Here is a 5,159-nt window from a genome sequence, read left to right on the forward strand (position 1 = left end):
GCCGAGCACGACGCCTTCGCCGACAGCTTCGGTTTCAATCCGACTCGGATTTGTAGATCACTGCGACGAACGCCGGCAGCAGTACCATCAAGGGCGACTTGTTTCAATCCGACTCGGATTTGTAGATCACTGCGACACTCGCCCAAGCAGAAGTCACGCGTCGTGGCAGGTTTCAATCCGACTCGGATTTGTAGATTACTGCGACCATTTCCGATGTTGTTAATGCCGAAATAACCAAGTTTCAATCCGACTCGGATTTGTAGATTACTGCGACGACGCCAACCTCGACCGGTACGTGTACACGCACGTTTCAATCCGACTCGGATTTGTAGATTACTGCGACGCCTGGGTCACTCCGTGTTGATCGACTGGTGCTGTTTCAATCCGACTCGGATTTGTAGATTACTGCGACGAACAGTCCTGTTCTACAAAGAATGGCACCGACTGTTTCAATCCGACTCGGATTTGTAGATTACTGCGACGTGCCGGCCCTCGCCAAGGTACTGGGGGGCAACATGTTTCAATCCGACTCGGATTTGTAGATTACTGCGACCGCTGTCCGAATTGTACACGCTCCGAGCTGCGACGATACAAGATCATACCAGAACCTCCATCCGAAGATCCTTCGGATCATGAAGACATGATCTATAGATGTCGTATCGTTCCAGGTCACAATACATATTGATCTCCCACCACAACCTCCCGGGTTCTTCGGCGTGTCGGAGGTTGTGGTAGATGATCTCTTCGGACCGTGGACCGGTCCGTCCGTATCCGGGTACCGATGACCCTCCGGTAGAGGCACGCGACCATGCCACGGGAGTAAGAGCTGATGGTGATCCCGCCGCGACTCCGGTTCGACAACCGAGGCGTCGCCGTCCCCGACCCGGGCTCCAACCCCGACCCCGGCCCCATGACAGACGCGCACAACTCCATTATTCTCCCCCTCCCGGATGCCAGCACCCCCCGAGCCGGATCATCCCGATTCCCCATCGGCCCACCGGGGGTCCGCCGCCGACGGCGACGTTCCCCGCGACGCAGACAGACCCGCCATCCACGACGCCCGTCCCCTCGTTACCGGACGCGACCCCCACGGCGCCGGGTGCGTCTGCGCCGCCGCGTTCGCGACCTGGTCCGCTGGACCGCGGTCCTGCTGATCGGCTTCGGTACCGGCCTGGCGACGGTCACGCCCAACGGACCGGCCCGCGTCAACGCCGAACTCGTCGCGAGACTGCTCAACCGGATCGCGACCGCAGCCACACCATGGTGAACACCCACCCGAGGACGGAACTCCGCCTGAGTCCGCCCGCGTCCGTCTGCACCTCGTGACCACACGAGAAACGGAGGGACCGATGGCCCGCACCATCCGTATCAACGGAATCGACGTCCCCGTCATCGCCGACGAGATGACCGGCGCCGACATCAAGGCAGCCGCGGGTGTCGACGACAACCGGGTACTCATCCGGCAGGACACCGATCGCAACACCATCGTCGGTGACAGCCAGCGGGTCCGCGTCGCCGACGGGGACGTCTTCGCCCACCATGCCCGGCACTCCAAGGCTGCGCCCGGGACTCACCCGAGGGCCACCGACCCGGTCGGCAGCCGGACCGACGCCGACGCGGACGCGGACGCCGACGGAGCCAGCGACGGAGCCAGCGACGGAGCCGACGACGTGCACGACCCACGCCGATGAACCCACTGCGCCGCCGAATCCGGCTCGAAGCGGCCCAGCTCGCCGGGGCGTACCCGGGGCTCCGTATCGCCGACGACGATTCGTGGATCATCGTCCCCGAATTCCGGCTGCCGGCTGGATGGGAGCCGACCCGCACCACCGTGCTCGTCGTCGTCCCGGTCACCTACCCCGAATCCGCCCCGGACGGCTTCTTCCTCGGCTCCCGCCTGCAACGGCACGACCACAGCGGTCTCGGTGGTCTCGGTGGTCTCGTCGACCCCGGCCACTACTTCCACGGCTTCAACAATCCCTACGCCGATCTGGGCTACGTCTGGTATTGCCTGGAGGATCCGTACCGCCGGTGGAATCCCCGCCTCGACTCGCTGCTCACCTTCGTCGAGGCAATCCGCACCTACCTCGGCACAGCGGACTGAACAATGGCCGGGAACCGAAACCCACCGCCGGAAAAGCGATTACCGGACGATCGAAGACCTCAGGCCGATCGGTGCCGGCTCGTCATCGCCGACGCCATAGGGACGGAGCTGGCCGCCCATCTCCTCGGCAGCGATCTGGAACAGTTCGCCTACCTCCTCGGCCGGGCCGAGACTACCGGCGACCGATGGGGACGCCGCATCATCACCGTTCGAGCTCGACACGCCCTGCTGCTGCCCGATGCCGCCCTGACCGTGCAAAGCCCCACCCGCGTCGAGGTGGCCACTGACATCAGCCGGACCGTGCTGCGCACCTGCTACGAGCACGCGCTGTCCCTCATCGACGTGCACAGCCATCCGGGTACCTCGGCGCCCGCGGCGTTCTCCGGCGCCGACCGTGCCAACGCGATGGAAACCCACCGGGAGTTTCACGCCACGATCCCCGCCCGGCCGCCGGTGGTCGCCGCCTCCCTCGTGCTCACCCGCACCGGGGTCGACGGACTGTGGTTCAACCCTCGCACCGGCCGTCTCACGCCACTGGACATCTCATCCGCCGCACGCGCATTGCTTGCACAGCGCGACGAGAGCGCAGGAGGCTGACCATGACCCGACGGCGGCCGGAGCCCGTCCGAGGCAACCGGCATGATCGACCCGACCACGACCGGGACGATCGCTATGACCGGCAGATCCGGGCGTTCGGAGCCGACACCCAACATCGGCTCGGACGGCTGACCGTGGGTGTCATCGGTGTGGGCGGAGCCGGCTCCCTCGTCGTGCAGGGCCTGGCCCACCTCGGCGTCGGACGTCTCCTCCTCGTCGACCCTGACCGGGTGGAGACATCCAACCTGGCCCGGCTCGTCGGTGCCACCCCGGCGGATGCGCGGCACGCGACGCACAAGGTGGACGTGGCCAGTCGCCTGGCGCGCGCGATCAACCCCGACGTTGCGGTCACCCCGATCCGTGGCAGCGTCCTCGACCCCGCCGTCTGGCGCGCCCTGAGCAGCGCCGACATTCTCATCGGCGCGGTCGACGGCCACGCGCCGAGATGGGCCATCAACCGGCTCGCGGTCCAGTACGGACGGCTCTACCTCGATATCGGGGTGGAACTGAGCCGCAGCGCCCCCGGGGCTGACCTGGAGGTCGGCGGCCGGGTCGCCGTCGTCCGACCGGACGGGCCATGCCTGCGCTGCCAGAACGGCTACGATCCGGTGCTGGCCGCCCGCGAACAGGATCCGCTCACCCGCGCCGCCCGCCGGGCGGCAGGATATGAAAGCGGCGGCCGCGCCATGCCGGCGGTATCCGCAGTATCCGCATCCACACCGGCGGGATCGTCACCCGGACCGGCTGCCAGCGTGCTGTTCCTCAACCAGGCCGTCGTTGCACTCGCTCTCGGGGAGCTCGTCAACAGCCTCACCCCGTGGCGGACCACAGCGCAGCAGATCCTGCTCGACCTCGTCCAGCCACGACTGACCAACCTGTCCGCCGACAGCGACCCGACCTGTCCCGTCTGCGGCCCCGACGGCATCCGCGGGTCAGGGACGATCGGCCACCGCAGGCGCCGGCCACAGCACCAAAGTGCTCACCAACGGCGGTAACCAGGGCGGGTGGAACACGTTCTCATCGGCTCGCGTCAGCGGGTCCGGTAAATGTCCGCGCGGTGGTCGACCTCGAGAATGTGGACGGTACGTGCGTCATCGTCCTCACCGTTACGGGTCAGCATGATCCGCTCGTGCTGCGTGCGTACCCGACATCCACCGGACAGGCCCTACATGAATGAAACTAGATGAGCGAGACTGCGACCTGCTCAAGCAGATCCATCGCCGTCTGCATGCCGCTTTCCATGCCCGAGTTGATGTGGCCGTCACGATGTTCCTGGGTCTTATGCTGCACCAGGAGCGTGAGGGTTGTGCGTCCGTCCTGTTCGGTGAACGTCATCGTGGTCACCGCTTCCGCTTCGGGCACGCCCTCGTAGACCTCGGTCGAGACGATGCGCTCGTTGGGGATGATCTCCCTGTACTCACCGTGGAACGCGACCTGGAACCCGCCGTTGGTCACCATCACCCAGCGCCACGACCCACCGACCCTCAGGTCGATGTCGGCCACCGTGACCTCACCCCTGTCAGCTGCCCACCAACGCTTGACGAGCGCTGGGGTCGTCCACGCCTGGTAGACCAGATGCCTGGGTGCGTCGAACTCCCGCGTGATCAGGATCTGCGTATCCGTCGGAAGCGTCACCACCGCTGTACCGCTACTCGTCACTGCCACCGTCTCCCTGCTCCTTCCCTGTGAGTTCGTCCAGTACCACGTCCAGTGCGTCGAACCGCTCGTTCCACGACTGTTCATACTGCTTCACCCAGTCGTGGATGGGCTTCAGCGCGTGGCCGTTGAGCCGGTACATCCGCTGGCGCCCTTCATCACGAACGTCAACCAGGCCAACCTCGCGAAGGACCTTCAGGTGCTTGGACACCTGCGACTGAGCCAGGCCGAGGAGCGTGACGAGGTCGTTCACGGGGCGCTCCCCGCCGGCAAGGACGTTCAGGATCTGCCGCCGCCGGGGCTCGGCCACCGCGTTGAACGCATCCGTTGTCGTCGCCGCCCGCGCCACAAGGACATAATATTCCCATATAGGAATACATCAAGGGCTGCTCGTGCGCGGCAACGTCACCCAGCGGCACACTCGGCGGGGCCACCGCGAGTGCCGCGTCGCAAGAGTGTGGGCGATCTCGGCAACTGCGCTCCACTCCTCCTCGGCCACGTACTCGGCCCAGCCTTCAGAGTCCTGCGTGCGGAAGCGGTCCATCGCGGCCACGGCCTTGAGCTGCCAGTGCTCATCAGGCAACCGGCGCACGGTCTCATCGATGCCGACACCCCCGAAGTCCTCGACAGCGACCCGGCGTACGCGCTCCGTGGCCTCGAGGCTCACCCTCATTATCGCCGCATACCGGCGAGTTTAGAGCACGGTAATCTCCCTGCCTACTTGAGCCCGATCCCTCACACGTTCGGAATAGGCTGCGGACGTCTCACATCTCTTGATAAGCAAATTCACGAGTTAGAGCTC

Annotated in this window: 8 protein-coding genes and 1 CRISPR repeat array; of the genes, 5 read left to right on the forward strand and 3 right to left on the reverse strand. The window is 65.4% G+C overall.

What is annotated here, in order from left to right; translation table 11 throughout:
* Nucleotides 1–31 precede the first annotated feature (31 nt).
* Nucleotides 32–554: direct repeats of the CRISPR family, unit length 37 nt; unit sequence GTTTCAATCCGACTCGGATTTGTAGATTACTGCGACG.
* A 545-nt stretch (nucleotides 555–1,099) separates the two neighbouring features.
* The 5 genes from U9983_RS16430 to U9983_RS16450 all read left to right on the forward strand — a co-directional run bounded on the left by U9983_RS16430 (nucleotide 1,100) and on the right by U9983_RS16450 (nucleotide 3,696).
* Nucleotides 1,100–1,267 (forward strand): hypothetical protein, encoded by a 168-nt coding sequence (locus tag U9983_RS16430; RefSeq protein ID WP_322754873.1) that lies wholly within the window; start codon nucleotides 1,100–1,102, stop codon nucleotides 1,265–1,267.
* Between the two features lie 82 nt (nucleotides 1,268–1,349).
* Complete coding sequence (locus U9983_RS16435; RefSeq protein ID WP_322754874.1) at nucleotides 1,350–1,691, forward strand: hypothetical protein; 342 nt, start codon at nucleotides 1,350–1,352, stop codon at nucleotides 1,689–1,691.
* Nucleotides 1,688–2,104 carry an E2/UBC family protein gene (locus tag U9983_RS16440; protein ID WP_322754875.1) on the forward strand — a complete coding sequence of 139 codons (417 nt, stop codon included), beginning with the start codon at nucleotides 1,688–1,690 and terminating at the stop codon, nucleotides 2,102–2,104. The genes U9983_RS16435 and U9983_RS16440 overlap by 4 nt, the downstream gene beginning before the upstream one ends.
* Before the next feature lie 3 nt (nucleotides 2,105–2,107).
* The gene (locus U9983_RS16445; RefSeq protein WP_322754876.1) at nucleotides 2,108–2,701 is read left to right on the forward strand and encodes a Mov34/MPN/PAD-1 family protein; all 594 of its coding nucleotides are present in this window, start codon (nucleotides 2,108–2,110) and stop codon (nucleotides 2,699–2,701) included.
* Between the two features lie 2 nt (nucleotides 2,702–2,703).
* On the forward strand, nucleotides 2,704–3,696 hold the full coding sequence (locus U9983_RS16450; protein WP_322754877.1) for a ThiF family adenylyltransferase: 993 nt from the start codon (nucleotides 2,704–2,706) through the stop codon (nucleotides 3,694–3,696).
* A 184-nt stretch (nucleotides 3,697–3,880) separates the two neighbouring features.
* Here the strand turns inward: U9983_RS16450 and U9983_RS16455 are convergent, their stop codons facing one another.
* The 3 genes from U9983_RS16455 to U9983_RS16465 are packed head-to-tail and all read right to left on the reverse strand — an operon-like array spanning nucleotide 3,881 to nucleotide 5,024.
* A complete protein-coding gene (locus U9983_RS16455; protein WP_322754878.1) occupies nucleotides 3,881–4,366 on the reverse strand; it encodes an SRPBCC family protein in 486 nt (161 codons plus the stop codon).
* On the reverse strand, nucleotides 4,350–4,706 hold the full coding sequence (locus U9983_RS16460) for a metalloregulator ArsR/SmtB family transcription factor (RefSeq protein WP_322754879.1): 357 nt from the start codon (nucleotides 4,704–4,706) through the stop codon (nucleotides 4,350–4,352). Before U9983_RS16460 ends, U9983_RS16455 begins: the two co-directional genes overlap by 17 nt.
* Nucleotides 4,707–4,736: 30 nt before the next feature.
* Entirely contained in the window at nucleotides 4,737–5,024 is a 288-nt protein-coding gene (locus U9983_RS16465) for a hypothetical protein (protein WP_322754880.1), read from the reverse strand.
* Nucleotides 5,025–5,159 lie beyond the last annotated feature (135 nt).

The organism is Protofrankia sp. Cas3 (genome assembly GCF_963555955.1).
Lineage (GTDB): Bacteria > Actinomycetota > Actinomycetes > Frankiales > Frankiaceae > Protofrankia.

Coding starts and splice junctions, on each gene's coding strand:
- U9983_RS16435 (WP_322754874.1), top strand. CDS start 1,350: ATGGCCCGCACCATCCGTATCAACGGAATCGACGTCCCCGTCATCGCC.
- U9983_RS16445 (WP_322754876.1), top strand. CDS start 2,108: ATGGCCGGGAACCGAAACCCACCGCCGGAAAAGCGATTACCGGACGAT.
- U9983_RS16450 (WP_322754877.1), top strand. CDS start 2,704: ATGACCCGACGGCGGCCGGAGCCCGTCCGAGGCAACCGGCATGATCGA.
- U9983_RS16440 (WP_322754875.1), top strand. CDS start 1,688: ATGAACCCACTGCGCCGCCGAATCCGGCTCGAAGCGGCCCAGCTCGCC.